27 protein-coding genes are annotated in these 24,879 nt (G+C 64.4%); 16 read left to right on the forward strand and 11 right to left on the reverse strand.

The features are described from left to right. Positions 1-169 precede the first annotated feature (169 nt). From yajC to OGR47_RS13025, 7 genes are all read left to right on the forward strand, one after another. The gene (gene yajC, locus OGR47_RS21810; protein ID WP_165055857.1) at positions 170-682 is read left to right on the forward strand and encodes a preprotein translocase subunit YajC; all 513 of its coding nucleotides are present in this window, start codon (positions 170-172) and stop codon (positions 680-682) included. Between the two features lie 43 nt (positions 683-725). After that, positions 726-2,315 carry a protein translocase subunit SecD gene (secD, locus tag OGR47_RS13000; protein ID WP_165055855.1) on the forward strand — a complete coding sequence of 530 codons (1,590 nt, stop codon included), beginning with the start codon at positions 726-728 and terminating at the stop codon, positions 2,313-2,315. Positions 2,316-2,330: 15 nt separating this feature from the next. After that, positions 2,331-3,422 carry a protein translocase subunit SecF gene (gene secF / locus OGR47_RS13005; RefSeq protein WP_165055854.1) on the forward strand — a complete coding sequence of 364 codons (1,092 nt, stop codon included), beginning with the start codon at positions 2,331-2,333 and terminating at the stop codon, positions 3,420-3,422. A 24-nt stretch (positions 3,423-3,446) separates the two neighbouring features. After that, on the forward strand, positions 3,447-3,821 hold the full coding sequence (locus OGR47_RS13010; RefSeq protein WP_165055852.1) for an Mth938-like domain-containing protein: 375 nt from the start codon (positions 3,447-3,449) through the stop codon (positions 3,819-3,821). A gap of 319 nt (positions 3,822-4,140) precedes the next feature. Continuing rightward, positions 4,141-4,947: a phytoene/squalene synthase family protein gene (locus OGR47_RS13015; RefSeq protein WP_246729871.1), complete on the forward strand. Its 807-nt coding sequence runs from the start codon at positions 4,141-4,143 to the stop codon at positions 4,945-4,947. Positions 4,948-4,977: 30 nt separating this feature from the next. Beyond that, positions 4,978-6,312 carry an ActS/PrrB/RegB family redox-sensitive histidine kinase gene (locus OGR47_RS13020; protein WP_165055850.1) on the forward strand — a complete coding sequence of 445 codons (1,335 nt, stop codon included), beginning with the start codon at positions 4,978-4,980 and terminating at the stop codon, positions 6,310-6,312. Positions 6,313-6,469: 157 nt separating this feature from the next. Further along, positions 6,470-7,072 carry an ActR/PrrA/RegA family redox response regulator transcription factor gene (locus OGR47_RS13025; RefSeq protein ID WP_165055848.1) on the forward strand — a complete coding sequence of 201 codons (603 nt, stop codon included), beginning with the start codon at positions 6,470-6,472 and terminating at the stop codon, positions 7,070-7,072. A gap of 71 nt (positions 7,073-7,143) precedes the next feature. Here the strand turns inward: OGR47_RS13025 and OGR47_RS13030 are convergent, their stop codons facing one another. Next, the gene (locus tag OGR47_RS13030) at positions 7,144-7,614 is read right to left on the reverse strand and encodes an MmcB family DNA repair protein (protein ID WP_165055846.1); all 471 of its coding nucleotides are present in this window, start codon (positions 7,612-7,614) and stop codon (positions 7,144-7,146) included. Positions 7,615-7,689: 75 nt separating this feature from the next. On the opposite strand from OGR47_RS13030, the gene OGR47_RS13035 reads away from it, so the two are divergent. Next, positions 7,690-8,769, forward strand: coding sequence for a polyamine ABC transporter substrate-binding protein (locus tag OGR47_RS13035; protein ID WP_165055844.1), 1,080 nt, complete (start codon positions 7,690-7,692; stop codon positions 8,767-8,769). A 189-nt stretch (positions 8,770-8,958) separates the two neighbouring features. Then, a protein-coding gene (locus OGR47_RS13040; protein WP_216697913.1) for an IS3 family transposase occupies positions 8,959-10,145 on the forward strand; the annotation gives its coding sequence in 2 pieces (ribosomal slippage) (positions 8,959-9,211 and positions 9,211-10,145; 1,188 coding nt in all). 106 nt (positions 10,146-10,251) lie between these two features. Here OGR47_RS13040 and OGR47_RS13045 read toward each other — a convergent pair. The 7 genes from OGR47_RS13045 to coaBC all read right to left on the reverse strand — a co-directional run bounded on the left by OGR47_RS13045 (position 10,252) and on the right by coaBC (position 16,698). Continuing rightward, positions 10,252-10,731: a J domain-containing protein gene (locus OGR47_RS13045; protein WP_165055316.1), complete on the reverse strand. Its 480-nt coding sequence runs from the start codon at positions 10,729-10,731 to the stop codon at positions 10,252-10,254. Between the two features lie 141 nt (positions 10,732-10,872). Then, the gene (dnaA, locus tag OGR47_RS13050; RefSeq protein WP_165055314.1) at positions 10,873-12,369 is read right to left on the reverse strand and encodes a chromosomal replication initiator protein DnaA; all 1,497 of its coding nucleotides are present in this window, start codon (positions 12,367-12,369) and stop codon (positions 10,873-10,875) included. Positions 12,370-13,308: 939 nt separating this feature from the next. After that, entirely contained in the window at positions 13,309-13,581 is a 273-nt protein-coding gene (gene rpsT, locus OGR47_RS13055) for a 30S ribosomal protein S20 (RefSeq protein WP_165055313.1), read from the reverse strand. Between the two features lie 185 nt (positions 13,582-13,766). After that, on the reverse strand, positions 13,767-14,543 hold the full coding sequence (locus OGR47_RS13060) for an enoyl-CoA hydratase (protein WP_165055312.1): 777 nt from the start codon (positions 14,541-14,543) through the stop codon (positions 13,767-13,769). 12 nt (positions 14,544-14,555) lie between these two features. Then, positions 14,556-14,993, reverse strand: a complete 438-nt coding sequence (locus OGR47_RS13065) for an RrF2 family transcriptional regulator (protein ID WP_165055311.1) — start codon at positions 14,991-14,993, stop codon at positions 14,556-14,558. Next, positions 14,990-15,454 carry a dUTP diphosphatase gene (gene dut, locus OGR47_RS13070; RefSeq protein ID WP_165055310.1) on the reverse strand — a complete coding sequence of 155 codons (465 nt, stop codon included), beginning with the start codon at positions 15,452-15,454 and terminating at the stop codon, positions 14,990-14,992. Before dut ends, OGR47_RS13065 begins: the two co-directional genes overlap by 4 nt. Then, positions 15,451-16,698 carry a bifunctional phosphopantothenoylcysteine decarboxylase/phosphopantothenate--cysteine ligase CoaBC gene (gene coaBC, locus OGR47_RS13075; RefSeq protein ID WP_165055308.1) on the reverse strand — a complete coding sequence of 416 codons (1,248 nt, stop codon included), beginning with the start codon at positions 16,696-16,698 and terminating at the stop codon, positions 15,451-15,453. The genes dut and coaBC overlap by 4 nt, the downstream gene beginning before the upstream one ends. A 239-nt stretch (positions 16,699-16,937) precedes the next feature. On the opposite strand from coaBC, the gene recF reads away from it, so the two are divergent. The 3 genes from recF to OGR47_RS13090 are packed head-to-tail and all read left to right on the forward strand — an operon-like array spanning position 16,938 to position 19,619. Further along, positions 16,938-18,071, forward strand: a complete 1,134-nt coding sequence (gene recF, locus OGR47_RS13080) for a DNA replication/repair protein RecF (protein ID WP_165055306.1) — start codon at positions 16,938-16,940, stop codon at positions 18,069-18,071. Between the two features lie 37 nt (positions 18,072-18,108). Then, on the forward strand, positions 18,109-18,297 hold the full coding sequence (locus OGR47_RS13085; RefSeq protein WP_165055304.1) for a hypothetical protein: 189 nt from the start codon (positions 18,109-18,111) through the stop codon (positions 18,295-18,297). A 5-nt stretch (positions 18,298-18,302) separates the two neighbouring features. Further along, complete coding sequence (locus OGR47_RS13090) at positions 18,303-19,619, forward strand: DUF3422 family protein (RefSeq protein WP_165055302.1); 1,317 nt, start codon at positions 18,303-18,305, stop codon at positions 19,617-19,619. A 4-nt stretch (positions 19,620-19,623) separates the two neighbouring features. Here the strand turns inward: OGR47_RS13090 and OGR47_RS13095 are convergent, their stop codons facing one another. Together OGR47_RS13095 and OGR47_RS13100 are read right to left on the reverse strand one after the other, a co-directional pair. Beyond that, on the reverse strand, positions 19,624-19,884 hold the full coding sequence (locus OGR47_RS13095; protein ID WP_165055300.1) for an exodeoxyribonuclease VII small subunit: 261 nt from the start codon (positions 19,882-19,884) through the stop codon (positions 19,624-19,626). A 220-nt stretch (positions 19,885-20,104) separates the two neighbouring features. Then, positions 20,105-21,508, reverse strand: a complete 1,404-nt coding sequence (locus OGR47_RS13100; RefSeq protein ID WP_165055298.1) for a cation diffusion facilitator family transporter — start codon at positions 21,506-21,508, stop codon at positions 20,105-20,107. A 160-nt stretch (positions 21,509-21,668) separates the two neighbouring features. Here OGR47_RS13100 and OGR47_RS13105 point away from each other — a divergent pair, with 160 nt between their 5' ends. The 3 genes from OGR47_RS13105 (at position 21,669) to OGR47_RS13115 (ending at position 23,617) form a co-directional block, all read left to right on the forward strand. Then, complete coding sequence (locus OGR47_RS13105) at positions 21,669-22,109, forward strand: VOC family protein (RefSeq protein ID WP_165055296.1); 441 nt, start codon at positions 21,669-21,671, stop codon at positions 22,107-22,109. Between the two features lie 432 nt (positions 22,110-22,541). Then, positions 22,542-22,892, forward strand: a complete 351-nt coding sequence (locus tag OGR47_RS13110) for a hypothetical protein (protein WP_165055294.1) — start codon at positions 22,542-22,544, stop codon at positions 22,890-22,892. Positions 22,893-22,972: 80 nt separating this feature from the next. After that, positions 22,973-23,617 (forward strand): DedA family protein, encoded by a 645-nt coding sequence (locus tag OGR47_RS13115; protein WP_165055337.1) that lies wholly within the window; start codon positions 22,973-22,975, stop codon positions 23,615-23,617. On the opposite strand, the gene OGR47_RS13120 is transcribed toward OGR47_RS13115, so the two are convergent. Further along, a complete protein-coding gene (locus OGR47_RS13120; RefSeq protein WP_165055292.1) occupies positions 23,618-24,109 on the reverse strand; it encodes a DUF2244 domain-containing protein in 492 nt (163 codons plus the stop codon). It abuts the gene before it with no gap. Positions 24,110-24,158: 49 nt separating this feature from the next. Here OGR47_RS13120 and nth point away from each other — a divergent pair, with 49 nt between their 5' ends. Further along, a complete protein-coding gene (gene nth / locus OGR47_RS13125) occupies positions 24,159-24,857 on the forward strand; it encodes an endonuclease III (RefSeq protein WP_206527491.1) in 699 nt (232 codons plus the stop codon). Positions 24,858-24,879: the final 22 nt, after the last annotated feature.

Here is a 24,879-nt window from a genome sequence, read left to right on the forward strand (position 1 = left end):
CGCTGTTCCGCTTCGCCAGCAAACAACCCCAGGGTGTAAGACTGGCAAATGCCTCGCGAAGCGGCATCCGGCATTGCTTTCGTAAGTCGAGCGGCTATAGTCCGCGCCCGTTCAGACGCCCGCTCGACGCCTTCAAAACGCGCGTCGCGCCTACGATAGAGACGCTGCGATGAAACTGATCACGGACGCCATGGCGCAAACCGAACAGCCGACGGCCCCCGCCCAACCGGCGCCCGCGCCAGCCGCCCCGACGCCTTCCCCTGCCCCCAGCGCGCCCGCTACGCAGACGAGCGTCGGCGCAGCCGGCCCCGCCGCTGACGCCAACCAGCCGCCGTCGATTCCCGATCTCATGGCCCAGCTCGTTCCCATCTTCGTGGTGATGGGCATTGTCTATATTCTCGTCATCCGGCCGCGCGCGCGCCGCGAGAAGGCGGAGCAGGAATCGCTGCGCAACGTCCGCCGAGGCGACGTGATCGTCACGACCGGCGGCCTCGTCGGCAAGGTGGCGAGAGCGATCGACGACAACGAAATCGAACTCGAGATCGCCCCCAACACCCGCATCCGCCTCATTCGCACGGCGATCGCCAGCGTGCGCGCAAAGGGTGAGCCTGTGAAGGACACCCCTGCGCCGGCGCCTGCCAAGGCGGCCAAGCCTGCTCCCGAGACCAAGGCGAAGCCGTAACACGCCTCTCATCGCGCGGACCCTCTGACGAAATAGCGACACGATGCTGCGATTCTCTACCTGGAAATTCCTCGCCATCGTGGCGATGACCCTCGCCGCCGTCCTGGTGACGGTCCCGAGCATGTTGTCGCCATCGACTTACGAGGCGCTCGCGGCGCGGCTGCCGTCATGGGTCATGCCGCCGACCATCGTGCTCGGCCTCGATCTACAGGGCGGCTCGCACGTGATGCTGGAGGTCGACCAGTCGGACCTTCTGAACACGCAGATCAAGAATCTGCGCGACGACGTGCGCCGCATTCTGCGTGAAGAGAAGGTGGCGATCACGGGCGGCATCGGCGCGACGACGCGCGGCGTGCAGCTGCGCGTCCCGGACGCCGCGGACCGCGAGAAAATCCTGCCGCGCCTGCGCCAGCTGCGCGGCAGCTTCAACGCGAATGTGGGCGGCCAGTCGCCCCTCGACGTCGATACGACGCCGGAAGGCCTCGTCCGCGTCACCGTCACCGACGCCGGCCTGCGCGACAAGTCGCGCAAGGCGGTCGAGCAGTCGATCGAAGTCATTCGCCGCCGCGTCGATGCGCTCGGCACGCGCGAACCTTCGATCCAGCGCCAGGGCGACGATCGCGTTCTCGTGCAGGTGCCGGGCCTTCAGGACCCGCAGACCCTCAAGGACATTCTCGGCCAGACCGCCAAGCTCGAATTCCGCCTCGTCGCCGAGCCGGGCCAGAACCCGGCCGAGGTCGAGGAGCTGGATCAGGTCGACGAGCAGGGCAAGCTGCCCGTCGAAAAGCAGGTCATGGTGCAGGGCGAGGATCTCACCGACGCCCAGCCCGGCTTCGACCAGCAGCGCAGCGGCGAGCCGGTCGTGAACTTCCGCTTCAATATCCGCGGCGCGCAGAAATTCGGCGACGTGACCTCCAAGAACGTCGGCCGCCTCTTCGCCATCGTGCTCGACAACAAGGTAATCTCGGCGCCGCGCATTTTGACGCCCATCACCGGCGGCTCAGGCCAGATTTCCGGCCGCTTCACCGTCGAGCAGGCGAATAATCTCGCCATCCTGCTGCGCGCCGGCGCCCTGCCTGCAAAGCTCAATATCGTCGAAGAGCGCACCGTCGGCCCCGGCCTCGGCCAGGACTCGATCGACGCCGGCAAGCGCGCCGCCTTTGTCGGCGCGGGTCTCGTCGTCTTCTATATGCTCATCACCTACGGCGTGTTCGGCGTCTTCGCCAATCTGGCGCTCTTCGTCCACATCGCCTTCATCTTCGCCGGCCTGGTGCTGCTCGGCTCGACGCTCACGCTGCCCGGCATCGCCGGCATTGTGCTGACCATCGGCATGGCGGTCGACTCCAACGTGCTGATCTATGAGCGCATCCGCGAGGAGAACCACGCGGGGCGGTCGATCCTCGCCTCGCTCGACGCGGGCTTCAACCGCGCCTTCGCAACCATCGTCGACTCCAACGTGACCATGGGCGTCGCCGCGCTGATTCTCTACTTCCTGGGCTCGGGTCCGGTGCGCGGCTTCGCCGTGTCGCTGGGGCTCGGCATTCTGACCACCATCGTCACCGCCGTGACCATGACCCGCATGATGATCGCGGTCTGGTATCACTATGCGCGCCCGACCAAGCTGCCGATCTAAGAGGCGAAAACACCGATGAAACTCCTGCGCCTCGCTCCGGAGAATACAAAATTCCCGTTCATGCGCTTCCGGCGCGTGAGCTATCCCTTCTCTGCCGTGCTATCGCTCATCGCCGTCGCGCTCTTCATCTTCAAGGGCATGAATTTCGGCATCGACTTCGCCGGCGGCACGGTCATCGAGCTGCGCGCCAAATCGGGCTTCGCCGAAGTCGCGACGCTGCGCGGCCTCGGCGAAAACCTGAAGCTCGGCGACATCGAAGTGCAGGCATTCGGCAATCAGGCCGACGCCACGCTGCGTTTCGGCCTGCAACCCGGCGGCGACAAGGCGCAGCAGGAAGCGGTCGAGAAGGTGCGCGGCGCGGTTGAGAACCAATATGACGTGCGCCGCGTCGAAGTGGTCGGTCCGCGCGTTTCGAACGAGCTGGTGCAGTCCGGCACGCTTGGCGTCGTCATTTCGATTCTCGCGGTTCTGACCTATCTCTGGTTCCGCTTCGAATGGCAGTTCGCCATCGGCGCGGTCATCGCGACGATGCACGACCTTCTGCTCACGGTCGGCTTCTTCTCGATCACGCAACTCGAATTCAACACCACCTCGATCGCCGCCATTCTCACAATCGTCGGCTATTCGCTGAACGAAACGGTCGTCGTGCTCGACCGTATCCGCGAGAATATGCGCAAGTATAAGAAGATGGCGACGGCGCAGATGGTCGATATGTCGATCAACGCCGTGCTGCCGCGCACCATCATGACCGCGACGACGGTCATGCTCGCCCTTATCGCGCTCGTCATCTTCGGCGGTCAGGTCATCCGCTCCTTCTCGCTCGCGATGATCTGGGGCATTTTTGTCGCGACCTATTCGTCAATCTTCATCTGCTCTCCCATGCTGATCTATCTTGGCCTGCGCACCGAGGACGTTGCGCGGCCGGCTGAGGAGAAACCAGAGGCCGAAGCGGCGACGGAAGACGAGTATTTTGGGTCTGCGGACTCTTATGCGGCCTCCATGTCGGACGACATCGGCGACGCGCCTGTGCCCGCTGCCCCGAAGCGCCCCGCCACCAAGGCGGCGACGAAGCCGAAGTCGGGCGCGCGACGCAACCGCCCGAAATAGGCGCTCACGCAGAAGGCGCGCATCATGACCGCCCCGCAGGGCTATGTCCCGGGCCGCTACAAAATCGACGATTATGGCGACGGCGGCTTTCGCTTCGCCGATATGTCGCACCGCGGCTCGGTCCTCGCCCTGCCGACCGGCATACGCGCCATCGCGCCTCGCGCCTGGACCGAGATCGATGCGGCCACGATCGATCTCGCGCTGTCCGAGTCGGGCGAGCTGGACCTGTTCATCGTCGGCACGGGCAAGGATCTGATGCCGCTGGCGTCGTCGCTACGCGCCAAATTGCGCGAGGCGGGGGTCGGCTGCGAAACCATGGCGACGGGCGCGGCCGTGCGCACTTACAACATGCTCATCGACGAAGGCCGCCAGGTCGGCGCGCTGCTGATCGCAGTGTGATGGAGAAGGCGCTCGGCTCGCTCCCCTGTCATTCCCGGCGCGCCAAAGGCGCGACCGGAAATTCTGAGCGACGGCGACCGCCTTCTGGATTCCCGATCGCGCTGCGCGCGTCGGGAATGACAGTCGCCAATACGCCCCCGAACGCGCCCACGTTAGGACTCTTTGGCGGCCTCAGGGCTTGTCATTCCCGGCGGGCCAAGGGCCCGACCGGGAATCCAGAGCAGCGGCGACAGCTCCTGTGCGCGCCTGAAGGCGCGCGGTCCGGGGGGCCCCTCTGGACCGCACGCCTTCAGTCGCGCCACCGGCGCGAGCGCTCATCATGAGCGCCGCCCCCGACCACTACGCCATCTGTGAAGCGGCGCTGCGCGAGCGCGACCGGGACCTCTGGCTCGCGAGCCTCTTCGCGCCGCCGGCTGCGCGCAAACATATCCACGCCGTCTACGCCTATGCGTTCGAGGCCGCGGATGTGCGCGCGAAAGTCTCGCAGCCTCTGCTCGGCGAGATGCGACTGCGCTGGTGGACCGACGCGCTCTCCAACGAAGCTTCCGAGGGAACCCGCGCCCACCCCGTCGCCGACGCGCTGATCGACACGATCGAGCGCTTCGCTCTGCCCCGTGAGGAATTCATCGCGCTCTCCGACGCCCATGTCGCCGATCTCTACGACGACCAAATGCCCGACATGGCCACCTTGGAAACCTACTGCCGGGCGACGGCCGCCGGCCCCATCCGCTGGGCGGCGCGCATTCTCGGCGCGCCGGACTCTCCGGCCTTCGACGACGCCGGCATGGCGCTCGGCATCGCCCGCGTGCTGCGGCTTCCCTCAGGCGCGCTTCTCCCGGCCGATCTGCTCGCGCGCCACGGCGCCGATATTCACGCCAATAACGCGGCCCTGCGCGCGGCCCTTTTGGAGCTACGCGACAAGGCGCAGGCCCATTATGACGCGGCCCGCCGCGCAGCGAGCGCACTGCCCAAGGGCCGAGAGGCCTTGCTGGCCGCTGCGATGGTTCCGGCCTATCTGGCGCGGGTCGCCGCCTCGGATTACGATCCGCTGCGCGGTTTGAGCGAAATCTCGCCCCTGCGGCGGCAATGGCGGATTTGGCGCGCCTCTCGCGGCGTCGGCCTTTGACAAGCGCCGCACGGCGCCGGAAGAAGAAGCATGAAACCCGACGTCTATGACGAAGATAGCCGGCGCCTGCGCGTCGGCACGCTGATTTTCCTGCGCTGGATCGCCATTCTCGGCCAGAGCATCGCCTGTCTCTTCGTTTATTTGGTTCTCAACTTCGAATTTCCCGTCGGGCTCTGCTTCGTCTTCATCGTCGCCTCCGCCACGCTCAATTTCGGATTGCGTTTCGGCACTTCCGGCACGTTCCGCCTGAGCGATCTCGAAGCCGTGGTGCTGCTCTGCTACGACCTCGTGCAGCTGAGCTTCCTGCTCTATCTCACCGGCGGCGTGACCAACCCCTTCGTCATGCTGCTGCTGGCGCCCGTGACGATCTCGGCCGTCTCGCTGCCGCGCAATCTCACGCTCTTCCTCGGCATCGTGATGCTCGCCGCGGCGACCTTCCTCTGCGTCGAATTCGAGCCTTTGCCCTGGTACGAGGACGAGCAGCTGAAATTCCCCCTGCTCTACCGCGCCAGCATTTGGTCGTCCCTCGCGCTGTCGGCGGCCTTCATTGCGCTCTACGCCGCGCGCGTGTCCGATGAAAGCCGGCTGCTCGCCACGGCGCTTGCGGCGACGGAATTGGTCCTGGAGCGCGAGCAGCATCTCTCCCAGCTCGACGGGCTCGCTGCGGCGGCTGCGCATGAACTCGGCACGCCCCTCGCGACCATCACCCTCATTACGCGCGAACTGCAGAAATCCTCGGCCAATTGCCCGGCGGAAGGCTTGAAGGACGATCTCGATCTCCTCGCGCAGGAGGCCGCGCGGTGCCGCGAGATTCTGGGCAAGCTGGCGTCGCTCGGCGCCGATCAGGGAACCATGATGAACGTGCTCTCCATCGACACGCTCATCGAGGAGGTTGTCGAGCCGCAACGCGAATTCGGCGTGAAGCTGGAAATTTCGAAGCGTAGCAACGGCTCGACCCCCTCCCCGGCGCTGGCGCGCAATCCCGGCCTTCTCTACGGTCTCGGCAATCTGGTCGAAAACGCCATCGATTTCGCCCAATCGCGCGTGCGGATCGACGCCTGGTGGTCGCGCGACCTCGTGACCATTTCCATCGAGGACGATGGCCCGGGATTTACGCCAGCCATCCTCGATCGCCTCGGCGATCCTTACCTGCGCGGCCGCCCGACCGACCGCCGCACCAAAAACGACAGCCAGTCGGGCTTGGGGCTCGGCCTCTTTATCGCCAAGACCTTGCTCGAACGCTCCGGTGCGACAGTCGAAGCCTATAATGTTTCGCCGCCCCGCACCGGCGCTATCGTCAAGGTCACCTGGCCTCGCGCGGCGCTCGAAATACCGGCTGCAAAGCTGAAGTCGACGGAGGCATAGAGCATCCACCGCGCTCTCGGATGAAAAGGGCTCTCGGCCTGGTTATTCGAGGATTGAAAATTCCCTGTCTTTTTGATTTTACGACAGCTGCGGCAGAGTCGACGTCGTAAAATCCTTGTTGTAATCTTGACAAAAATCACTCTGGGGGGCTCGGGGCATGAATCGCGAGGACATCGGCGACACGGAACACGCTGTCACGGAGCCCCAAGCCGATGCGCTCGTTCCCCCGCTGCCTGACGACCGGTCGCTGCTCGTCCTCGACGACGACAAGCCCTTCCTGCATCGTCTGGCCCGCGCCATGGAGGCGCGCGGCTTCATCGTCACCCAATGCGAGACGGTGGCCGAAGGGCTCGCGGCGCTGGGAAACAGGCCGCCGGCCTTTGCGATCGTCGACATGCGGCTCGAAGACGGCAACGGCCTGGACGTTATCGAGAAGTTGAAGGAAGCGCGGCCTGACGCGCGCGGCATCATCCTGACCGGCTACGGCAACATCGCCACGGCCGTCACCGCGGTGAAGCTCGGCGCCTTCGATTATCTCGCCAAGCCCGCGGACGCGGATGAAATTTATCACGCGCTGATGGCGACCTCGATCGAGAAACCCGATGCGCAGGAAAACCCCATGTCCGCTGATCGCGTGCGATGGGAGCATATTCAGCGCGTCTTCGAATCCTGCGACCGCAATGTCTCGGAGACGGCGCGACGCCTCAACATGCACCGCCGCACCTTGCAGCGCATACTCGCCAAGCGCGCGCCGCGCTGAGGCGTTGGACCGTGCGCCTTCAGGCGCACTCAACATGAAGCGAGCCTGAAGGTGCGCGGGTCCGATCTGTCTCAGCTCTCCAGCCGCTCGTCTCCGAAAGCGAGTGCGCAATAGCGTTCCGCCGCCAATGCGCCAAAGCGCACCAGCATCGCCTTTCGGCTCGCCGGCGCGAGACGCAAACTCGGCGCTTCGCGGGCGAGCATCGCACCATGCGCATCGGCGACGATCAGGCCGGCGTCCTGGGGAAATAAACCGACGTCGAGCGCCATGGGAATGGCGAAATAGAACCAGTCGCAATAGTTCCGGTACCGCGTCCATTTCTGATCCGCGCGCAAATCCTCGAGCGAGGACTTCACCTCGACGATGCGCAATCCCCCGTCGGGCGCCAGCGCGACGAGATCGGCCCGCGTCCCATTGGGCAAGGGCATTTCGGCCATGACGGCGAAGCCGCGGGCCCGCAGATAGACCCGCGCGCCGCGCGTCACGCGCCGGGTGGCCTCGGGCCGCCCGACCTCCGCCGATGAAAGCAGATTGGATTGCATCGTCTCTCCCGCGCGAGCGTGATAATCTCAGCCAGCGACATGCGGCGCAAGCCGCGCCCCTCCAGCCGGCCGCTCATGACGAAGATCCTCGCCGCCCTCCTCATCGCCTTTGCCTGCGCTCCCGCCTCGGCTGCCGAGCGCGTGGTTAATATCTTCAATTGGAGCGATTACATCGATCCGGGCGTGCTCGAGGATTTCACGCGCGAGACCGGCGTGAAGGTCGTCTATGACACATACGACTCCAATGAAATATTGGAGTCCCGCCTGCTTGCCGGCGCAACGGGCTACGACATAGTGGTGCCTTCCGCGACCTTTCTGCAACGGCAGATCAAAGCCGGCGTGCTGCAACCCGTCAGCCGCAAGCGCCTCGCCAATGCGGTCAACATATGGAGCGAAATCGACGGCCGGCTGTCGAGCTACGATCCGGGCAGCGCGCACGCGATCAATTACATGTGGTACACGACCGGCGTCGCCTATAATGTCGCGAAGATCAAGGAGCGCATCGGCAAGCCGATCACGAGCTGGGAACAGGTGCTGCGCCCCGAAAATTTGAAAAAGCTCGCCGACTGCGGCGTCTATGTGCTGGATAGTCCCGAAGACATACTCGCCATCACACTCAATTTCCTGAAGCTCGATCCCAACTCCAAGAGCGAAAGCGACCTCAGGCGCGCAGCCGATCATCTCGTGGGGCTACGGCGCTACATCAAGAAATTCCACTCCTCGGAATATATCAACGCGCTTGCCAATGGCGACATCTGCCTCGCCATCGGCTGGGCGGGCGACAGCCTGCAGGCGCGCAACCGCGCGCGCGAGGCGGGCTCGGATGTCGAGATCGCCTATGCGATCCCCAGCGAAGGCACGCTAATGTCCATGGACAATCTCGCCATGCCCATCGACGCGCCGCATGTCGCCGAGGCCTATCTGTTCATCGATTATCTGCTGCGGCCCGATGTGGCCGCGCGCAACACCAAGGCCACCAATTTCGCCAATGGCGTCGGCCCCTCCCGCGCCTTGATCGACAGTTCAATCGCGAATGACCCTTCGGTGTATCCGAATGACGCGACCATGCGCCGCCTCTTCACCGTCACGACCCCGAACCAGCCTCAGCAGAAGTTTATCACGAGGCTTTGGACAATGGTGAAAACCGGGCGATAGGCCCTGCCGGTATTGCGCATCGAGAAGCCGTGAATTTCAGGAAATTAGGCCGCTGTCATTCCCGACGCCCGCAAAGCGGGCGATCGGGAATCCAGAGCAAAACCAGCGCTCTTGTGGCCCGGGATTGACCTGCCCCTGAACAACTCCTCCAGCTTCGATTAGAGTCCGGCCCATTGCAGGACGGACGAGATGAAGAAGAAGCGGTTCACGGAAGAGCAGATCATCGGGATTTTGCGGGAGCAGGAAGCGGGCGCGAAGGTCGCGGATCTGGCGCGCAAACACGCGGTTTCGGAAGCGACGCTCTACAATTGGAAGGTCAAATTCGGCGGCATGGACGTTTCGGAAGCGAAGCGTCTGAAGGCGCTGGAGGAGGAGAATGCAAAGCTGAAGAAGCTGCTGGCGGATCAGATGCTGGAAGCGGCGGCGCTCCGGGAGCTTCTGGGAAAAAAATGGTAGGGCCCGCCGTCAGGCGCGAAGCCGTCGCGCATCTTCGGGCCGTGATGGGCCTGTCGGAGCGTCGGGCCTGCTGCATCGTCGCCGTCGACCGCACGACGGTCCGCTACGTCCCGAAGCGTCAGGCCGATACGGCTCTGCGCGAAAGGCTTCGAGAACTCGCCAACTCTCGCCGCCGCTTCGGCTACCGGCGGCTGTTCGTCCTGCTGCGTCAGCAAGGCGAGCGCTCCGGCAAGAACCGCATCTACCGGCTCTATCGCGAGGAAGGGCTCACGGTGCGCAAGCGCCGCTCCCGACGCCGCGCCGTTGGGACGCGGGCGCCGATCCTCGTCGAGGCGAAGCCGAATGCGCGCTGGTCTCTGGACTTCGTGCATGACCAGTTCGCCTGTGGCCGGCGCTTTCGCATCCTCAACATCGTCGACGACGTCACGCGCGAATGTCTGGCGGCGATCCCCGATACGTCGATCTCGGGCAAGCGCGTCGCCCGTGAGCTGTCCGCGCTGATCCGGCGGCGCGACAAGCCGGGCATGATCGTTTCCGACAACGGGACGGAGTTCACCTCGAACGCCATCCTGTCCTGGGCAAGCGAAGGCGGGATCAAATGGCGTTACATCGCGCCGGGCAAGCCGATGCAGAACGGCTTTTGCGAGAGCTTCAACGGGCGCATGCGCGATGAGCTTCTGAATGAAACGCTGTTTTTCGGCCTCGACCACGCACGGGCGAAGATCGGCGAATGGGTAAGCGACAATAGTCATCGACGCCCGCATTCTTCGCTCGGCTACGCGACGCCAGCGGACTATGCGGCCAATCTCACCGCAACAGGCGATCGGCTGCGCAACCCCGACCAGCTCCGCCGATCACCTGTTGCTACATCCGCGCCCTCGGGCGTATCAAATGCTCCGACTCTAATTATTGCTGGATGAGAGTTCAGGGGCAGGTCAGGATTCCTGATCGGACTATTCAGCCCGTCGGGAATGACAAAGCCCAATGCGAGCGGTTCCAGCGGAAATGCCTTCAGCTACTCACCGCCTATGAAGCCGTTGCGAATTGCTCGAGAAGCGCGTCGCGCGCCTCCGCAATACGGCGGTACTCCTCGGCGCTGCCGCCGGCGTCAGGATGCGCGGTCTTGGCCAGCCGCCGGAAGGCGGCGTTGATCTCCGATGGCGTGAGCGCGCCCTCGGTCGGCAAGTTCAGCGTCTCGCGGTGCTCTTCCTGATCCGACTCGGTGAAACGAAACTGAAACTGGAAGGCGCGGCGCTTCTCCCGCGCTTCGAGGCGCAATTCGAGCTGATCTTCTTGCCACCTCTGGCGCGACATGACGAGGCATTCGCCAAAGGCGATCCGCCCCTGCGCCTCGAGCTCGTCGAGGCTAAACGGGCCGATGACGCCGTAGGGCGGCGCAAGATAGGCGCGCCTGCCGTCCTCGCGCGCCTCGATATGGCCGATGGTCACCATATCCAAGACGCCCAGCGAGCCATTCCAGACGACCCATTGCTCTTTGTCCGTCATGCAGCGGACCTTCTCGCACAGGCCAGCGTCGCGCCCCCGCCTTATGCGTGCGAAAGGGTCTGCGAAGCCGGACAATCTGTGCGTCTATGCATGATTGGAGCCAAGGCGCGGAGAAAGGCCGGCAGGCTCCAGCGGTGAGGCTTATTGCTCGTTCAATATGCGTTTCAGAAGATCGATGACTTCCGCAAGGCTTTTGTCCTTGGAGACGAGCTCCTCGATCTTTCGGACAGCGTGCAGCACCGTCGTGTGATCGCGGCCGCCGAAGCGTCGACCGATCTCGGGCAAGGAGCGCAAGGTCAACACCTTCGACAGATACATCGCGATCTGGCGAGGGCGCACGACATTCGCCGTGCGGCGCGAGGAAAGAATGTCGGAGCGCGAAATATTGTAGTGCGACGCCACGAGCTTTTGGATGTCGTCGATCTTGACGCGCTTGGGCTCTTGCGTGCGAACCAAATCGCGGATCGCCGTTTCCGCGGTCTCGACGGTCAGCGGCGCGCCGTTGAGTGTGACATGCGCCAAAAGACGATTGACGGCGCCTTCCAGATCGCGGCCGTTGGTCACGATCGTGCGCGCGACGTAATTGATGACGTCCGGCGGCACATGGAAGCCCGGCTGCATTTCCTGGGCGGCGGCGATGCGCGCGCCCAAGATTTTTGCGCGCAAGGATTCGTCGAGCGGGCCGATGTCGACACACAGGCCGCCCTTGAAACGCGACAGAACGCGCTCATCCAGCGTTTCGAGATCGGACGGCGGACGATCGGCGGCGACGACAACCTGACGCCCTGCGTCGATCAACGCATTGAGCGTGTGGCAGAACTCCTGCTGGATCGATTTGCCTTGCAGGAACTGCACATCGTCGATGATGAGCATGTCGATGGCGCGCAACCGCTCCTTGAAGGTGTGCGCCGTCTGCGTGGTGAGCGAAGAAACGAAGCCGCTCATGAAACGTTCGGCGGTGAGATAGACCGCGCGGCGCCGATTGTCGTTCGTCGCATGGGCAAGCGCCTGCAGCAGATGCGTCTTGCCGAGACCCACCGCGGCATGCGCGTAAAGCGGATTGAACATCGGCGTATCGCCCGGCCGAGCGTCTGCGACGCGACATGCGGCGGCGTAAGCGAGCTGGTTGGAGGGACCTACGAGGAAGGTCGAAAAGGACAAGCGGCGATCCAACGGCGAACCGACAAAAGAGTCGTTCTCGCCACGCGGCGCAACGGGACGCGCTGGCCGCCGTTGCGCGGCGGGAGTCTCGATAGGTTCCGCAGCAATAACGTAAGGAGTCTGCGGCTTCTCGGCCAAATGCGGTGTATGCGCATCGGACTCGCCGGCGCCGTCGCGCAGTTTGGCCTTGCGCGCCGAGGAACGCACGTCGATCACCACGTGCTCGACACTTTCGAATTCGTTCGACACCCGCGCCTTGATGCGCGAGGCGTAATGGGATTGCACCCAGCTCTTCAAGAATTTGGTCGGCACGCTGAGATAGATGGTCTGGCCGGTCAATCGATCGAGCTCCAACCGGGTAAACCAGGAGCTGTAGACCGCATCGCCGAGCTCGGCGCGCAATCTTTGTCGTACACCTTCCCAGCGCTTTTGATCTTCCGGGGAAATCCCGTCGTTTGGCATGGCGCGATCCAGCATTCGTGACCTTTTTCGATAAAACGCGTTCCGTCGCGCCCGCAGCGCGCGGACGACGTGAATTCGCTCAGATAGATGTAGGCGGTTGCTAGAATTGTCTCTTTCGAGAACGCTCAGCACGGCGGGTCGAGTGCGACCCCTTCACTACTCGTTTCGCGTCTTGCGCGATCGCGATCGACGTTGGGGACGAAATCAATTGAACGCCGTGAGAAGAATTCACGCACAATACGCAGCACTCCAATCTCATTGGCCCGCCGCTGTCTTCTCATGACAAAACCCCCGGTTTCCAGAATCGTAAGATCCTGGATTTTTAACGCCCCCGCCTGACTGCCTTTAAACTCAGCAGCCCCGCGAACTGATCTCGTGAATGTCAAATCGAACAGGTGGGAAAGCAATCAATCGCCGGAAGCCTCGGCTTTTCGAGCAGGATCTCGACATATCGTCGCTCCCTTTGTGCGCTCAGCCTACAGCTGATGGTGGGCGATAATTGCTTTCGTTCGACAAAAATGAACCTACACGCGGCGCCTCATTGGCGCAATGACGGACATCAATGTGACGTCATCCTTTCGCCTCGCCTGTGGCGCCGTTGCAAGACTTTATGGTGCAAAGTTGGCCGTAAACTTATGATTCAGTTCTGGGAAAGAACGGAAATTGCGCCTGGGCCATTATGCGATTGGAATATGCGCGAAATCGCTGTCGCAAAGATGTCAAGTCACCTTCCGGTCAGGCATTTTCGATGACTTGGTCACAAGGGCTTGAATCACAGCCAACTTAGCTGCGCGCAACCTTTACGCGACATTTTTTGTTGGCGCGTCGCAGTGGCGCAGGGGAAATCAAGCTATAAGCAACCGGCAATAAAAAAAGCCCAGCAAAGCTGGGCTTTATTTTTTCTTCGAGCGGCTCCGAAAACAGGCGGGAGCTGCACGTTATGGGCGAGAAATCTTAGCCCTTGGCGGCGAGCGCCTTCACGCTGGCGCTCAGGCGCGACACTTTGCGCGAGGCGGTGTTCTTGTGAATGACGCCCTTCTGCGCGGCGCGCATCATCTCGGGCGCGGCGCTCTGCAGCGCGGCGGCGGCGAGCGACGCGTCGCCGGAAGCGATCGCCTCCTCGACCTTGCGCACGAAGGTGCGCATGCGGCTGCGACGGGCGCGGTTGACGGCGGTGCGGCGCTCGATCTTGCGAACGGCCTTTTTGGCCGAAGCGGTATTGGCCATGTCCTATCTGTCCTCGAAGCTGTAACAGCGACTCATGGCCGCTAGAAAACGCTGCGGCCGCGAAATCGCGGCCACGTCGTGCGCCTTATAGGCTCAGCCCCTTTTTTCGTCAATGGCGATGCGCATCCGCACGGCCCGGCCTTCGGGCCCGCATTTTCAGCGAGCCAGACCGCTCGCGGTTAGCCTCAGCGGTTCTGGAAAGCGGGTTTCCGCTTCTCGACGAAGGCCGTCATGCCTTCTTTTTGATCCTGGGTCGCAAAGAGGGAGTAAAAGAGCCGGCGCTCATAGCGCACGCCCTCGGTGAGCGTGGTTTCGAAAGCGGCGTTCACCGCCTCCTTGGCCATCATCGTCGCCGGCAGCGACATGGCGGCGATGGCCGCCCCGGCTTTCAGCGCCTCGGCGACAAGGTCGGCGGCGGGGACGATTCGGGCGACGAGACCGCAGCGCTCGGCCTCCTCCGCCCCCATCATGCGGCCGGTCAGCACAAGGTCCATGGCTTTGGCTTTGCCGATCGCGCGGGTGAGGCGCTGCGTGCCGCCCGCGCCGGGGATGACGCCGATCTTGATCTCCGGCTGGCCGAACTGCGCCGTATCGGCCGCTATTATGAAGTCGCACATCATGGCGAGCTCGCAGCCGCCGCCGAGCGCGAAACCGGCGACCGCCGCGATGATGGGCTTGCGGGCGCGCGCAACCGTGTCCCAGCGGCCGATGAAGTCGCTCAGATAAGCGTCGGCGAAGCTCTTGTCCTTCATCTCCTTGATGTCGGCGCCGGCGGCGAAGGCCTTCTCCGAGCCGGTGATCACTACGCAGCCAACGCCGTCGTCGGCCTCGAAGCCGGCCAGGGCGCAGTCGACCTCGCTGATCAGCAGCGCGTTGAGGGCGTTCAAGGCCTGCGGCCGATTGAGCCGAATGAGGCCCACGCGGCCATGCGTTTCGACTTCGATCGTCTCGTAGCTGCTCATCTGGGCCTCCTTCTAAATATCGAAGTCCGTCGCCGGCTCTCTCTGGCCGAAGCCCTGCGCGATCGCGCGGGTATAGAGATCCTCGAGCGTAATGTCGTCGAGCCGCGCCAGCGCCGCCTCTTCTGTCTCGGCGATCAGGGGCTCGAGCACGGCGATGAGCAGCGCAGGCGCCTGATCCTCTTCCTCCTCGGCGCGCAAGGCGACGCGCACGATCTCTCCGATGCAGAGCCGGCGTCGCTCGCGCGCCAGCTCATAGCCGCCCGCCGGGCCCCGCACGCTCTTCAATATGCCGGCGCGCACCAGCGCCTGCAGCAGCGTTTCGAGCCGACGCGGCGGAAGATCGTGGCGCGCGGCAAGCTCTTTCGAGGAGACCGGGCGTCCACGCGCATAGAGGGCGACGTCGAGCGCCGCCATCAAGGCGAATCGCGCCGGTCGCGGCAGCAGCCTCATTCCTCGCCGCCCCCATGCAAGCCAGTGGAGCCGAAACCGCCCGCCCCGCGCGCGGTTTCGTCGAGATCCTCGACTTCGGCCAGGATCGCGCGCATGACCGGCGCGACGACGAGCTGGGCGATCCGCATGCCGCGGGTGATCTCGAAGGGCTGCCCCCCATGATTGATGAGCAGCGCTTTCACCTCGCCGCGATAGTCGCTGTCGATTGTGCCCGGCGCATTGAGCACGGTCACGCCATATTCGACGGCAAGCCCAGAGCGCGGCCGCAGCTGCGCCTCATAGCCCGCAGGCAAGGCGATCTGGATTCCGGTCGGAATCAGATCGCGCGCGCCCGGCTCCAGCACGAGCTTCTGCCCAGCGGGCAGCGCCGCATAGAGATCGAGGCCGGCGGCGCCCTCGCTGGCGTAGGCGGGGAGCGGCAGGCCCTCGCCATTGGTGAGGCGGCGGATGGAGACTTTCATTCAGCGGCCTCTTTTTTGTTGAGAATCTCCGCGAACCGCGCAACGAGCCGCTCGGCGACCGCCCCCTTGCGCAGGCGCGGCCAGCTTTCGACGCCGATCGGCGAAACGAGATGCGCCTCGTTCTCATCGCCGCCGAAAACGCCGGAGCCTTCCGACACATCATTGGCGACGATGAGATCGCAGCCCTTGCGGGCGAGCTTCTCGCGGGCGTGAGTAATGACGTTGGTGGTCTCCGCCGCAAAGCCGACGACGAGCCGCGGCCGGTTTTGCGCGCGCGCGACGCTCGCCAGAATGTCCGGGTTTTCGACGAGCGCAAAGCTCGGCGCCTCAGCCCCCTGCTCTTTCTTGATTTTCTGCGCCGCCGCCTCGACGCGCCAATCGGCGACGGCGGCGGCGGCGACAAAGACATCGGCCGGCAGCGCCTGCTCGACAGCGGCAAGCATGTCGCGGGCGCTCTCGACGTGAATAACGTCGCAGCCAGGCGGATCGGGGAGCGTCACAGGCCCGGAGATCAGCGTCACCCGCGCGCCCGCGCTGGCGGCCGCGGCGGCGATGGCGTGGCCCTGCTTGCCCGAGGAGCGGTTGGCGATGTAGCGCACGGGGTCGATCGCCTCATGCGTCGGCCCGGAGGTGACGACGACAAGGCGGCCAGCCAGCGCGCCGGGTTCGACGGCCGGCAAGGAAAGCCGCGTGTCGCTCTCCAGCGCTTGCTCTATGGCGGCGACGATTTCCAGCGGCTCGGCCATGCGGCCCGGGCCATATTCGCCACAGGCCATCTCCCCGCTGTTGGGGCCGACGAACAGCGCGCCGTCGCCTTCGAGCGTTACGACATTGCGCCGGGTCGCGGGCGCCAGCCACATGCGCAGATTCATAGCGGGCGCGTAGAGGGCGCGCTTGTCGGTCGCAAGCAGAAGCGTCGTGGCGAGATCGTCGCAGAGGCCCTGCGCGGCGCGCGCGAGGAGATGCGCGGTCGCGGGCGCGACGACGACGAGGTCGGCGTCGCGGGAGAGCTGGATATGGCCCATCTCCTGCTCGTCCGTCGCCGAGAAGAGATCGTCGTAAACTTTTTCATTGGTCAGGCTGACGAAGGCGAGCGGCGTGACGAATTGCTTGGCCGCGGCGGTCATGACCACCCGCACCCGGGCCCCCCGCTCGCGCAGCCGACGCACGAGATCGAGTGACTTATAAGCCGCGATCCCGCCCCCAACGACGAGCAAAACCCTCTTCCCCTCAAGGCTTTGCATGATCTCTGGACGCGGCAAGGCGAATACTCCCCAATGAATGAGCGCGGAGAATACAGATTTTGGGCGCAAGGCCAAAGCGGCCATGGTCGGCGCGCGCCTTCGGCATCGCGAGGAGCGCAGCGACGACGCGATCCAGAGCCCCTAGTGAGGCTCTAGATTGCTTCGCTTCGCTCGCAATGACGGCCCGGCCTCTCACGGCTCGGCGACGCGTCCCTCCCATTGGTGTTATCTAACGGCGAATGACGCGCGCCGATTCCCTGCCCGCGCCGCGCGTGCGGCGCCTCACGCTTGCCGATTACCGCTCCTATGCGCAGGCGCGCTGCGAGATCGACGCGCGGCTCGTGGCGCTTGTCGGCGAGAACGGCGCCGGCAAGACCAATGTGCTGGAAGCCCTTTCGCTCTTTTCGCCGGGCCGGGGCCTGCGCCGCGCCGAGCTTTCCGAATGCGCCCGCCGCGACGGCTCTGGCGGCTTCGCCGTGTCGATCGAGATTGAAGCGGATGAGATGACGGCGCAGCTCGGCCACGGGCTTTCGGCCGAGGGCGAGCGGCAATTCCGCATCGACCGCACGCCGGTTTCCTCTGCCCGCGCCTTTGCGGATCATTTACGCGTCTTGTGGCTGACGCCCGCGATGGACGGGCTGTTCAACGGCCCGGCGGGTGAACGCCGGCGTTTTCTCGATCGACTGGCGCTCGGCGTCGACGCCGATCACGGCGCACGCGTCAACAAACTGGAGCGCGCGCTGCGCAACCGCAACCGGCTGCTGGAGGAAGGCATCTCAAACAAGCGCTGGCTCGACGCCGCCGAGCAGGAAATCGCCGCGCTCGGCGTCGCCGTGGCGGCGGCGCGGCGCGAGACCGTCTCGCGGCTTGCGTCGTTGATCGTCGCCAGCGAAAGCGTCTTTCCCTGGGCGGAGATCACGATAGACGGCGAAATCGAGAACATACTCGCCGAGGCGCCGGCGCTCGCTGTGGAAGAGCGCTTCCGCGAGACGCTTCGAGACACACGACGCCGCGACGCCGCCGCCGGCCGCACCCTCACCGGCCCGCAGACGAGCGATCTCGCCGTGCGCCACGGCCCCAAGAACGAAGCCGCGCGCGACTGCTCCACGGGCGAACAGAAAGCGCTGCTGATGGGCCTGACTTTGGCCCACGTCCGGCTCGTCGGAGAAATGACCGGCAAGGCGCCCCTGCTGCTTCTGGATGAGGTCGCCGCACATTTCGATCCGAAGCGGCGCGAGGCGTTGTTTAGCGAGCTAGAGGCGCTGGGCGGTCAAATCTGGATGACGGGCGCCGATCCGCTGTTGTTCGCCTCGCTCGACGGGCGGGCGGAGATGTTGTTGGTGACGCCCGGACGCATAGAAAAAGCTCTCTGACGCATGCTATCCATCACGCTGATCGAGGGAGCGCGCAATGGATTGGTATTGGTATGCAGTGATCGCCGGCGTGGCGGCGCCGTGGCTCATTCTCGGGGCCGGCCTGCGCAACGCCTTCAAGGAAGGCGGCGTCGTGACCGGCGCTTCCGTCTGGTCGGGAATGGCCGTCTTCACGACGCTCATCGCGCTTTTGATCGGCTGGATCGCGCATAGGCTGATTGGGTAAGCGGAATGAATAAGCCAGTCACGGGCGCGCAGTGGATCGAACATGAATCGCGCGCGGCGATCCTCGCGGAGCTGCATGCGCGGCCTTTCCTGCCGTTGCAGGTCCCGCGCCGCATCTACCATTTCGCCTTTGCGACCAATCGCGAGGAAGCTTTGGCGGACCGCGCCGCGCTCGAACAATTGGCGCGAAGGCATCAGCTCGAACCGCCGGCGCCAGACGCGAAATTCCATCATCTCGCGCTCGACGGCTGGCAATTGCGCTGGGAGCAGCACGCCGAATTCACGACCTATAGCTGGTCGACCAGCATAGGGGCGGAAAAGCCTTTCGATCACGCCGATCCTCTCGCGCGCGGCGAAATCGCCTTTCGCCCGCCGGGGCGGCTGATCGTCGCCGCGCATCTTTGCGTCATCGAGGGGCAAATGCCGCTCGAGGAGCTGGCCGCGCTTTTCAATTCGCAGAGCCTCTGCGTCATCGAAATCGGCAAGGCCGGCGGCGCCCAAGCGCTGACCGATTTCGCCGTCGACGCTTATGGCTTCACGCGCATGGCCATCCGCACCCTGGAGGCGCCGCCGCTCGAAGCCGGGCGTCTCGCGCAGCGCCTTCTCGAAGTCGAGACCTATCGCAGCATGGCGCTCATCGGCCTTCCGCTCGCGCGCGCCGTTTCTCCCGAGCTGACGATGATGGAGGAGGAGCTATCGGAAATCACGAATGCTTTGCGCCGCGACGAGTCGCGCAGCAATCAGCATCTGCTCAAGCGGCTTTCCGATCTTCTCGCCGCCAATGAGGCGCTTTCGACGCGCACGACTTTCCGTTTCAGCGCGAGCCGCGCCTATCATGCGCTGGTGAAAAGCCGGCTGGAATTGTTGCAAGAAGCCAAGGAAGGCCAATATCCGACCATTTCGAGCTTTCTCAACGCCCGGCTCGATCCGGCGATCGAAACCTGCAACGCCGTGCAGGCGCGCCAAACGCGCTTTTCGACCGATGTCGCCCGCACGACCAATCTGATGCGCACCGGCATCACGCTGGAGATGGAGCGACAGAACGGCGCCCTGCTCGATGACATGGTGCGTCGCACGCGCCTGCAGATGCGGCTCAACCGCATGGTGCAGGGCATCTCGGTCGCCGGCCTCGCTTATTATCTCGTAGGGTTGTTCGCCTTCATCGCCAAGGGATTGAAGGAGGCGGGCGCATTGCCGGAGGCCATCTCCGCGGATATGGCCGGGGCGATCTTCGTGCCTTTCGCGCTGCTCATTTCCTGGGCCTTCATGGCGCGCGTGCGCGTCTTGTCGATCCGCGCAGCCAAGGAAGAGCTGGGCGATTAGTTCCTTATTCCACGTCCAGAGGCGCAACGCCCTTGGGCGCGCCATTCTCGCCGAGCGTGATCTTTTCGACTCGCGCCTCGGCCTCGGCGAGCAGCTTCTCGCAGCGCTCCTGCAGCGCCTTGCCGCGCGCGTAAAGTCGCACCGATTCGTCGAGCGAGACGGAGCCCTTCTCCAGCTCTCCGACGATGCTCTCGAGCTCCTGCATCGCCTTCTCGAAAGGCATGGCGGAGACGTCTACGGCCGCTTCTTCTTTCTCGGTCTTCATGTCTTGCCTTGGTTCAATGCGCGCCTGAAGGCCCGCTCAGACTGGATGACGCCCCTCGTGCTTCGAGACGCCTGCTGCGCAGGCTCCTCAGCATGAGGAGCTTCTGCAACTTCGTCAAAAACTTAGGCCTCATCCTGAGGAGCGAGCGAAGCTCGCGTCTCGAAGGACGAGGCCGCCTCGGAGGTTTATCAACAATGCGCGCCTTCCGGCGCGCTGCCCTTCAATCATGATCGGCCGGCTCGGCATGGCCAACGATGCGCAGGATTTGAGGATACTCTTCGCGCATCCGACGCTCCAACCCATCGACCGCCTCGTGCACCGTCTCGACCGGCACGCTGGCGTCGACGGCGCAGTGATAATTCACGATGAGCCCGCCGGAAGTCTCGCGCACGCGCACATCGTGCACATTGGCGATATAGCCGACCTGCCCGCTGTGGCGATCGAGCGCCGCCGCGATCTCCCCCGCAAGTTCGTCCGGCGCGTCGCGACCGACGAGCACATGCGGCGCGAGCGGCTCGATATGCGTCTCGATTTCGACGTCCGCGCCGAATTCGTCGTGTATGGCGCTTTCGAAGTCCGTGGCGATAGCGTGGGCGCGCCCCATCGGCATCACCCCATCGAGCTCTATGTCGAGGCCGATCGACAAGCGCTCGCCGATCTGCTGGGCGATGACGTGATGCGCGGTGATATGGCGGCGCGCGGCGACGAGCATGATGCGCTCCACCACCGTCTCGTCGTCGAGCGCCCTTGCGTCGGCGGTGATGGTCACGCGCGCATGGGGGACAGCGGCGAGGATCGCCTCCGATACCGCGGCCTTGATGCGCGCCGCCTGCTCGACGCGCAGCGTGCGCGCGACGCCGATCGTCGCGTCGCCGATGATCTCCGCGCCGGCGCTGCGCAGCCGCAATTCGTCGAGCGTGATCACGCCCGGCACGTTTAGGATCGCCCGCTCGATCTGCGGCGTGAGATCGCCCGGCGCCACGTCGACCAAAGTGTCAATCGTGCGCCGGCCGAGCCGGTAGCCGGCGATGGCGATGAAGCCCGCGACGCCAAAGGAGGCGAGCGCGTCGCCCTGCGGAAAGCCGAAATGCGCCGCCGCCACGCCGATCAGCGCCAGAGCGGAGGACACGAGATCGCTCGCAAAATGCAGGGCGTCGGCGGCCAGCGCGTCGCTGCGCTCCTCCCGCGCGATCTCGGCTAATTGCCGCGAGCGCACGAAATCGATCAGGATCGACGCCGCGAGCACGCCATAGGCCGGCCAGCCAGCGTCGATCGTCACCGGCTCGCCGCCGAGGCGGCGGATCGCCTCGCCGACAACCACGAGCGCCAGGCCGAAGAGCAGGCCGGTCTCGACAAGCGCCGCGAGCGCCTCATATTTCCCATGTCCGTAATGATGTTCGGCGTCCGCCGGTTTCTCCGCCTCGCGCACCGCGAAATAGGTCAGCGCCGTCGCGCCCGTGTCGACAAAGGCGTGGCCCGCCTCCGAGAGCAGCGCGAGCGAGCCCGACCAGAGCCCGGCCGCGAGCTTGGCGACGGCGAGAAGCGCGCTTGCGGCGATGGAGGCCTTGGCGGCGGCGATTTTTCGGCTGGCGCCGCTGGCGTCGAGCGCTCTCGTCTCTGTCATGGGGGGTGTCCGCAAAGATTGATGCGCTTTGCCTAGCAAGAGCTGGCCGCGGCGGCAAACGCCGCTTGTGGATCGAAGCGCCGGAAATGGGAGAGGGCCTTCGGCCACGCACAAGCCGGCACGGGAGTGCTACGATAAGCCATTCGACAGGAGTTCAGGCATGAAGTTTCTGCATACAATGATCCGGGTGGGCGATCTCGACCGTTCGCTGCATTTTTTCTGCGACATTCTCGGCCTCGCTGAAGTGCGCCGGATGGAGAATGAGAAGGGCCGCTACACGCTCGTCTATCTTGCGGCGCCCGCCGACATCGAGGAGGCCAAGAGCACCGGCGCCCCGACGATCGAGCTTACCTATAATTGGGACGAGCACGAATATTTAGGCGGGCGCAATTTCGGCCATCTCGCTTTCGCGGTCGACGACATTTACGACGTTTGCAGCCGACTTCAGAAAGCCGGCGTGACAATCAACCGGCCGCCGCGCGACGGCCATATGGCGTTCGTGCGGACGCCGGACGAAATTTCGATCGAATTACTGCAGAAGGGGAAGCCTTTGGAACCCAAGGAGCCTTGGGCCTCGGCGCAGAATATCGGCGTCTGGTGACGCCCGAGGCGGCGCTGCCCGCATAAGGGGGGGCTGCATCCGTTTTCGCAACTGCAGCGACGATTTTTTCGACTCCCCATGAAACTATGGCCAGAGTGGCGCGTTGGGACAATACGGAGGCGCGGCATGGGCGCGCAGCGCTTCCTCCACACAAAAATTGCAACCGCTCGTCGTAGGCCGGTCACAGGCCTGAGATAGGAGTGGAAACGCGGAAGATGGGCCGCGGACGGGTCGCGCAAGGCGCGCTGCCCCCCGCAGCCTGGACGATGCGCCCGGGTCCGTTTGGGATCCGCGATTTTCAGCGCAAGCGGTTCAGCGACGGTTCAGCCGTGGCCGCTCAGTTTTCAGGGGGACGCGCCGCGCCCGAGGGGTGGGCGGGGCGCAGAAAGCGAAGAGGACGGGCTGAAAAAAGAAGCTAAAGCGGAGGACGATATGCTGGTTACGGATCTGATCCATTCCTGCTCGAATGAGATGGTCGCCCAGGCGGCCCTCAAATGCATCGGCGGCCGCTTCGCCGAGCGCGTGCGCGTCGCGGCGCAAGAGAAGGGAATGAGCGTCGGCAGATTCGTATCGATCATTGTCCGTGACTTCGCCCGTCGGGCGGACGACGGCGTCCGCGAGGCGCTGCGCGAACGGATCACGGGCGACGACCAGCCGCTGCTCAAGGGCCTGCGCGCGGTGCTCGAACCGGCGCTCGAGGAGGGAGCCCTCTTCACCGACGAAGGCCTCGGCCGGCCCTTCGCGGTCAATCTGAGCTGCGCCGGCGCGCATCAGTATCAATAACGGCCCGAAGGGCTTACGCATCGAAGCGACATCGCGCCACGGTGTCGCTTTTTCTTTATCCGAGCTTGCGCGACGTCATCATGGCCCATTTTCTCGATCAGGCTCAGATCGCCGTCATCCTCTCGACCTATGGCTATTGGGCGATCTTCTTTGTGGTTGCGCTGGAGAGCTCCGGCCTGCCATTGCCAGGCGAGACCATGCTGGTCGGCGCCGCGATCTATGCGCGGCTTTCAGGTGCGCTCTCCATCGATTGGATTGTCGCGGCGGCCGCCGCCGGCGCCATCATGGGCGACAACGTCGGCTATTGGATCGGCCGCGAATTCGGCTACCGCTTCCTGGAGCGCCATGGCTGGCGCGTGGGGCTCGGGCCGGAAAAGCTGCGGCTCGGGCAATATCTCTTCTATAAATGGGGCGGCGCCATCGTCTTCTTCGGCCGCTTCATCGCGCTGCTGCGCATTCTCGCGGCGCTGCTCGCGGGCGCCAACCGCCTGCCGGCCGGCAAGTTTTTCCTCTTCAACGCGGCCGGGGGCATCGTTTGGGCGCTTGTCTTCGGCCTCGGCGCCTATTGGCTGACGGCCGGCTTCGAGAGGATCGAGGGGCGGCTCGCTACGCTCGGCGTGGTCTGCGGGCTGATCGGGCTCTTCCTGCTCTGGCGGTACTATAAGGTCAATGAGGCGCGGCTGTTGCGCGACGCCGACGATGTCCTCTCGCAACGCAAGCAGTAGTCAGGAAAAACGCAGTCCCCTTTTCGCCATAGCGAGGGCGCGGCTGAGATCGCGGGCAAGCTCCGCCTTCTGATCCGGCCCGAGGAACGAGCCGACCTCGACCGTCTCGCCGCGAAAAACGAGAGCAACGCTCTGCGTGCCGAATTCCTCGTGGACCTTCTGCTCCAGGCGGACCCAGGCAGGATTGAAGCGCCATTCCCGCCGCCAGCCGCCGGCGCCAACCTTGGCGAAGACGAGTTCGAGCGGTGTGACGTCAAGAGTCTCGTAGGCGCGCGCATCCCGGAAGCTGAGGCGGAAGGCGATGAAAAGCGCCAGCGCATCGAGCCCCATGAAGCCCGCGACGGGCCAGGCCCCCATGAAGAGAAACGGCAGCGCGAACAGTCCCTGCGCTACGCAATAGGCGACGATGAAGAGATAGAAGGCGCGTGGCGTCATCGATCGATGCGGCGAGAGGCGCTTGGAATAAATCGGTTCGTCAAAGGGCTCAGCCATGGGCTCTACAGCGCTTCCGTCCCTGCGAACCAATAGATATAACGCTGTCATGGCGGGAAGAAACAGCGAAAACGCACAGACCAGGAAGCGCCCTGCCCACCGCCGCCTGCCCGCGGCGGAGGCGGCGCGGATCGAGGCTATTTTCGCGCGCCTCGCCGAAGCCAATCCCGAGCCCAAGGGCGAGCTTCTCTATACGAACCCCTTTACCCTGCTGGTCGCCGTGGTGCTCTCCGCGCAGGCGACCGACGCCGGCGTGAACAAAGCAACGCCGGCGCTTTTCGCCATCGCCGATACGCCTGAGAAAATGGTCGCGCTCGGCGAGGACCGCGTGCGCGAGGCGATCAAGACCATCGGCCTATTTCGCACCAAGGCCAAGAACGTCATCGCGCTCTCGCAATTGCTGATCGAACGCCATGGGGGCGAGGTGCCGCAGGACCGCGATGCGCTGACGGCCCTACCCGGCGTCGGCCGCAAGACCGCCAATGTCGTGCTCAACATCGCCTTCCACCAGCCAACCATCGCCGTCGACACGCATATCTTCCGCATTTCCAACCGCCTGCCCCTAGCCAAGGGCGCGACGCCGGAGGCGGTGGAGAAAGGGCTCGAGGCCGTCGTGCCGGAGAAATATCTCCTGCACGCGCATCACTGGCTGATCCTGCACGGGCGCTATGTGTGCAAGGCGCGCAAGCCGGAATGTGCGCGCTGCATTTTGTATGATTTGTGCAAGTTCAAGGAGAAGACGGCGTGACGTAACCGCACCTGAGCGAAGC

Source organism: Methylocystis sp. MJC1 (assembly GCF_026427715.1).
In the GTDB taxonomy this organism is placed as follows: domain Bacteria; phylum Pseudomonadota; class Alphaproteobacteria; order Rhizobiales; family Beijerinckiaceae; genus Methylocystis.

Excerpts from the sequence above, each read along its gene's own strand:
- OGR47_RS13095 (WP_165055300.1), bottom strand. The coding sequence starts at position 19,884 with ATGAAGACCGAGAAAGAAGAAGCGGCCGTAGACGTCTCCGCCATGCCT.
- OGR47_RS13060 (WP_165055312.1), bottom strand. The coding sequence starts at position 14,543 with ATGAGCAGCTACGAGACGATCGAAGTCGAAACGCATGGCCGCGTGGGC.
- OGR47_RS13105 (WP_165055296.1), top strand. The coding sequence starts at position 21,669 with ATGAAGTTTCTGCATACAATGATCCGGGTGGGCGATCTCGACCGTTCG.
- dnaA (WP_165055314.1), bottom strand. The coding sequence starts at position 12,369 with ATGCTGGATCGCGCCATGCCAAACGACGGGATTTCCCCGGAAGATCAA.
- OGR47_RS13110 (WP_165055294.1), top strand. The coding sequence starts at position 22,542 with ATGCTGGTTACGGATCTGATCCATTCCTGCTCGAATGAGATGGTCGCC.
- OGR47_RS13100 (WP_165055298.1), bottom strand. The coding sequence starts at position 21,508 with ATGACAGAGACGAGAGCGCTCGACGCCAGCGGCGCCAGCCGAAAAATC.
- OGR47_RS13045 (WP_165055316.1), bottom strand. The coding sequence starts at position 10,731 with ATGACGGACAAAGAGCAATGGGTCGTCTGGAATGGCTCGCTGGGCGTC.
- nth (WP_206527491.1), top strand. The coding sequence starts at position 24,159 with ATGGCGGGAAGAAACAGCGAAAACGCACAGACCAGGAAGCGCCCTGCC.
- dut (WP_165055310.1), bottom strand. The coding sequence starts at position 15,454 with ATGAAAGTCTCCATCCGCCGCCTCACCAATGGCGAGGGCCTGCCGCTC.
- coaBC (WP_165055308.1), bottom strand. The coding sequence starts at position 16,698 with ATGCAAAGCCTTGAGGGGAAGAGGGTTTTGCTCGTCGTTGGGGGCGGG.
- OGR47_RS13015 (WP_246729871.1), top strand. The coding sequence starts at position 4,141 with ATGAGCGCCGCCCCCGACCACTACGCCATCTGTGAAGCGGCGCTGCGC.
- yajC (WP_165055857.1), top strand. The coding sequence starts at position 170 with ATGAAACTGATCACGGACGCCATGGCGCAAACCGAACAGCCGACGGCC.
- secF (WP_165055854.1), top strand. The coding sequence starts at position 2,331 with ATGAAACTCCTGCGCCTCGCTCCGGAGAATACAAAATTCCCGTTCATG.
- OGR47_RS13090 (WP_165055302.1), top strand. The coding sequence starts at position 18,303 with ATGAATAAGCCAGTCACGGGCGCGCAGTGGATCGAACATGAATCGCGC.
- OGR47_RS13065 (WP_165055311.1), bottom strand. The coding sequence starts at position 14,993 with ATGAGGCTGCTGCCGCGACCGGCGCGATTCGCCTTGATGGCGGCGCTC.
- OGR47_RS13030 (WP_165055846.1), bottom strand. The coding sequence starts at position 7,614 with ATGCAATCCAATCTGCTTTCATCGGCGGAGGTCGGGCGGCCCGAGGCC.
- OGR47_RS13035 (WP_165055844.1), top strand. The coding sequence starts at position 7,690 with ATGACGAAGATCCTCGCCGCCCTCCTCATCGCCTTTGCCTGCGCTCCC.
- OGR47_RS13010 (WP_165055852.1), top strand. The coding sequence starts at position 3,447 with ATGACCGCCCCGCAGGGCTATGTCCCGGGCCGCTACAAAATCGACGAT.
- OGR47_RS13085 (WP_165055304.1), top strand. The coding sequence starts at position 18,109 with ATGGATTGGTATTGGTATGCAGTGATCGCCGGCGTGGCGGCGCCGTGG.
- recF (WP_165055306.1), top strand. The coding sequence starts at position 16,938 with ATGACGCGCGCCGATTCCCTGCCCGCGCCGCGCGTGCGGCGCCTCACG.
- OGR47_RS13025 (WP_165055848.1), top strand. The coding sequence starts at position 6,470 with ATGAATCGCGAGGACATCGGCGACACGGAACACGCTGTCACGGAGCCC.
- rpsT (WP_165055313.1), bottom strand. The coding sequence starts at position 13,581 with ATGGCCAATACCGCTTCGGCCAAAAAGGCCGTTCGCAAGATCGAGCGC.
- OGR47_RS13020 (WP_165055850.1), top strand. The coding sequence starts at position 4,978 with ATGAAACCCGACGTCTATGACGAAGATAGCCGGCGCCTGCGCGTCGGC.
- OGR47_RS13115 (WP_165055337.1), top strand. The coding sequence starts at position 22,973 with ATGGCCCATTTTCTCGATCAGGCTCAGATCGCCGTCATCCTCTCGACC.
- OGR47_RS13120 (WP_165055292.1), bottom strand. The coding sequence starts at position 24,109 with ATGGCTGAGCCCTTTGACGAACCGATTTATTCCAAGCGCCTCTCGCCG.
- secD (WP_165055855.1), top strand. The coding sequence starts at position 726 with ATGCTGCGATTCTCTACCTGGAAATTCCTCGCCATCGTGGCGATGACC.